The 3887-nt window shown below is 60.7% G+C and carries 5 protein-coding genes; all 5 read right to left on the reverse strand.

What is annotated here, in order from left to right; translation table 11 throughout:
• A partial coding sequence (ehuA, locus tag FN835_RS20880) for an ectoine/hydroxyectoine ABC transporter ATP-binding protein EhuA (protein WP_142665154.1) occupies window positions 1–769 on the reverse strand: 769 nt, incomplete at its 3' end.
• Window positions 766–1458, reverse strand: a complete 693-nt coding sequence (ehuD, locus tag FN835_RS20885; protein ID WP_142665155.1) for an ectoine/hydroxyectoine ABC transporter permease subunit EhuD — start codon at window positions 1456–1458, stop codon at window positions 766–768. The genes ehuA and ehuD, both read right to left, overlap by 4 nt.
• A 1-nt stretch (window position 1459) precedes the next feature.
• Window positions 1460–2137 carry an ectoine/hydroxyectoine ABC transporter permease subunit EhuC gene (ehuC, locus tag FN835_RS20890; RefSeq protein WP_142665156.1) on the reverse strand — a complete coding sequence of 226 codons (678 nt, stop codon included), beginning with the start codon at window positions 2135–2137 and terminating at the stop codon, window positions 1460–1462.
• 9 nt (window positions 2138–2146) lie between these two features.
• The gene (ehuB, locus tag FN835_RS20895; RefSeq protein ID WP_142665157.1) at window positions 2147–2995 is read right to left on the reverse strand and encodes an ectoine/hydroxyectoine ABC transporter substrate-binding protein EhuB; all 849 of its coding nucleotides are present in this window, start codon (window positions 2993–2995) and stop codon (window positions 2147–2149) included.
• A 73-nt stretch (window positions 2996–3068) separates the two neighbouring features.
• The coding region (thpD, locus tag FN835_RS20900; protein ID WP_142665158.1) for an ectoine hydroxylase at window positions 3069–3887 on the reverse strand (819 nt) is incomplete at its 5' end.

The raw sequence follows: 3887 nt of genomic DNA on the forward strand, positions 1-3887 counted from the left end.
CGTCCAGCGTGGCCGCCAGAAATTCGCGGGTGCGGTCCTCGGAAGGATCAGTGAACAGATCTTCGGGAGCGCCCTCTTCGCAGATGCGGCCCTGATCAAAGAACAGCACGCGATCGGACACTTCGCGGGCGAAACGCATTTCATGCGTTACCAGCAGCATGGTCAGGTCATGTTCCTCGGCCAGGCGGCGGATGACGTTCAGCACCTCGCCGACCAGTTCGGGGTCCAGCGCGCTGGTCGGTTCGTCGAACAGCAAAATACGCGGGCGCATGGCTAATGCCCGCGCAATGCCCACGCGCTGTTGCTGACCGCCGGAAAGCTGATGCGGATATTTGTCGGCATGTTCGGTCAGGCCGACAAGTTCCAGCAATTCATCAGCGCGAGAGCGGGCTTTGTCGCGCGACAGGCCCAGAACCTTGACCGGGGCCTCGGTGATATTTCGGCGCGCGGTCATATGCGGGAACAGGTTGAACTGTTGAAAAACCATGCCCAGCTGATTGCGCATCTTTCGCAGATGCGCCTCAGAGGCGGGGCGCAGACCTTCAGGGCCTTTTTCGTGCCAGAGCGGCTCGCCCGCCACGCGCACGATGCCGCCATCGATTCCTTCAAGCGTCATCAGGATGCGCAGAACGGTCGACTTCCCCGAACCCGACGGTCCGATGATCGAGACCTTTTCACCTCGCGCAACCTGAAAATCCAGCTTGTCCAGCACGGTATGATCGCCAAAGCGCTTTTCGACCTGTTCAAAGCTGATGATGGGATCGGTCATTTCAGCGGCACCCCCTGTTTGGGCAGTTTCGTGTCAAGCAGACGCACCAGCCCCGAGGCGAACAGCGTCATGATCAGATAAAGGCCACCGACCATCGACAGCGGGATCAGATAGTCGAATGTGCGGTCGCCGATGATGCGGGCGACATTCAGCATTTCCAGCACCGTCACGACGGATAGGACCGGAACGTCCTTCATCATCGAGACGACGTAATTGCCCATTGCGGGCACGATGCGCGGAATGGCCTGCGGCACGACGATATGGCTGAAGGTGCGGGCGGATGACAAGTTCAGCGCACGCGCGGCCTCGCGTTGGGAACGGGGCACGGCCTCAAGCCCGGCGCGGTAAACCTCGGATGTGTAGGCGCTGTACTGGATGCCAAGCGCCAGCGCCCCGGTCATAAAGGCGGGCAGCACGATGCCATATTCCGGCAGGACGTAATACAGAAAGAACAGCTGCACCAAAAGCGGCGTGTCGCGGATAAATTCCGTCACCAGCTTTGCCGGCCATGCGATAAAGCGCGAGGGCGCGGATTTCAGCACCGCAAAGACCAGACCCAGCACCAGCGCAATCGCAAAGCCCAGCAATGTGGCCTGTATCGTCACCACCATCCCCGTCAGCAGGATCGGCAGGATCGAGATCGCAAAATCGAGCGGCGTGTTGGTATCCCATTCGAAACCGAACAGCATGTCAGCTCCTGACCCGGCGCCAGCGGCCGACCCGATGTTCCATAAGGCGCATGACAGCGACCAGAACCAGCGCCATGCCGAAATACATCAGCAACAGCATGGAGTAGATGGTCGTGCTGTCTTGCGTGAAATTGCGGATCTGTTCTGCGCGAAAGCTAAGATCGCCAAGGCTGATCAGCGACACTAGCGCGGTATCCTTGAGGTTCTGCACCGCCAGATTGCCGAAGGACGGCATCATTTCCGGGATCGCCTGTGGCAGCGTCACCCCGGTCAGCGTCTGGCGCGGGGTGAAATTCAGCGCGCGCGCAGCCTCATGCTGGCCGGTATGGACGGCCTGGATCGCGCCGCGCACGACCTCGGCACCGTAAGCGCCGATATTCAGGCTAAGCGCCATGACGCCCGCGACCACCGGCGGCAGGCGCAGGTCGATGCCGATCGCCTTGCCGACCAGCGGCAAAGCGAAATACAGCCAGAACAGCTGCACCAGCAGCGACGTGCCGCGAAACACCTCGATATATGTGACCGAAAGCGCGCGCAGCGCCGCGTTCGGCGACAGCTTGCCAATGCCCGCGGCAAAGGCCAGCACCGCACCCAGCAGCGTCGAAAACACCGCAAGCTGAATGGTGACCCAAGCGCCCTGCATCAGCGCGGGCAGATATTCGGTCCAATGGGGCGTCATGGCCGGACCTTACTGCGCTGCGCACAGATCGGCGTTGCTGTGGGCGGATGCGTTTTGCACATCGGCATCGGTAAAGCCATAGCCCGTGACGATCTCGGTCCATTCCGGGGTCGCCTTGACCTCTGCCAGCGCCTCGTTCACCGCATCGCGCAGGCTTTCATTGCCCTGCGCGAAAGCAAAACCGCCCCAGCTGCGCACCTCGGCCCCATCGATAACCGGATCGGTGAATTCCGCTGCCAACTCGACCGCATCGTTCTGTTCGGCAAGTGTGGATACCGTCAGCCCGGTCGCGGCATAGGCATCGGCCCGCCCCGTCGATACGGTGGAAATCGCATCGGCATTCGAGCCGATCATCACCATATTGCTTTCCTTGACGCCCAGTTTCTGCATCATCTCCAGCTGGTCCGCGCCCGACATGATCGCGACCTTCAGATCGGGGTTCTCGGCGAATGCCTGATAGGAATGCACGTCTTTGGGGTTGCCTTTGGCCACCAGCAACCCTTCGCCGTAAGATGTGTTCGGCTCGGAAAACAGCACCTGATTGCAGCGGTCAGGCAGGATCGCCATTTCGGCGGCCACCATATCGAAACGATCGGCCTGAAGTCCGGGGATCAGCGAGGAAAAGCTGGTCGTGACCCATTCGACCTTTTCGACGCCCAGCTTTTCGGCGATCAGCTTGGCGACATCGGGGCCTGCACCAGCGGCTTTGCCATTGAAATCGACATAGCCATAGGGAATTTCATTCGCGACCGCGATGCGGATAGTGCCCGTCTCGCGGATCTGGTCAAGGCTTGCGGCACCTGCAGCGGTCGCCAGACCCACAAAGGCGGCGGCAAAGGTAAAGGGCAATCTGGTCATCTTTTTTCTCCTTGTTATCCAGCAGCAGACGCGCCCCACAGGCGGGACGCGCCGAGGCTGGTTCTTATTTTCCTCAGGCCAGCGCGCCGGTGGCGATGGCAATGGGAGCTTTTGGATCGCGCTGACACAGAAATTCCGGGCGCGGCGCCTTGGCCGCAAAGGGCTCGGCCACGCGGTTCGACCATGCGTTATAGACAAAGAACGCGTTCGAGCGCGGGAAGGGCGTGATATTCCCGTTCGAGCCGTGCAGCGTATTGCAGTCGAACAGAATGACCGTACCCGCCTTACCCGACGCATATTCGATGCCGCATTCATCGCCCATCCGCGCGAGTGCATCATTGCTGGGCACACCAATATCCTGCTTTTTCAGCGAGGTAGTGTGATTGTTGTCGGGCGTTTCACCCGCACAGGCGATAAAACGGCGCTGCGAGCCGGGCATCAGCATCAGCGGGCCGTTCAGCGCGCTGTTATCGGTCAAAAGCACCGAGGCCGAGATGGCGCGCATCCGGGGCATCCCGTCTTCGGCATGCCATGTCTCGAAATCGGAATGCCAATAGAATTCCTTGCCGGTAAAGCCGGGCTTATAGTTCAGCCGCGACTGGTGCAGATAGAGATCATCGTCCAGCAACCATTGCACGCGGCCCGCAATCCGGCTGTCGCGCGCCAGACGGTCGAACAGCACATTATGATCGCCAAGGCGAAAGATCGTGCGCACCTCGTCCGAGCCCGGCTCGGTGATCACGTCCTGTTCGGGCAGGGCCGTGCCATTGTCGCGCAGCTTTTGGGATTCCTGTTGCAGCGACACCACCTCGGCAGGTGAAAACAGGTCGTGCAGCACCAGAAACCCGTCGCGGTCAAAGGATTGCGCCTGCGCCCGCGTCAGGGGGGCATG

The organism is Paracoccus laeviglucosivorans (genome assembly GCF_900182695.1).
Taxonomy (GTDB): Bacteria; Pseudomonadota; Alphaproteobacteria; order Rhodobacterales; family Rhodobacteraceae; genus Paracoccus; species Paracoccus laeviglucosivorans.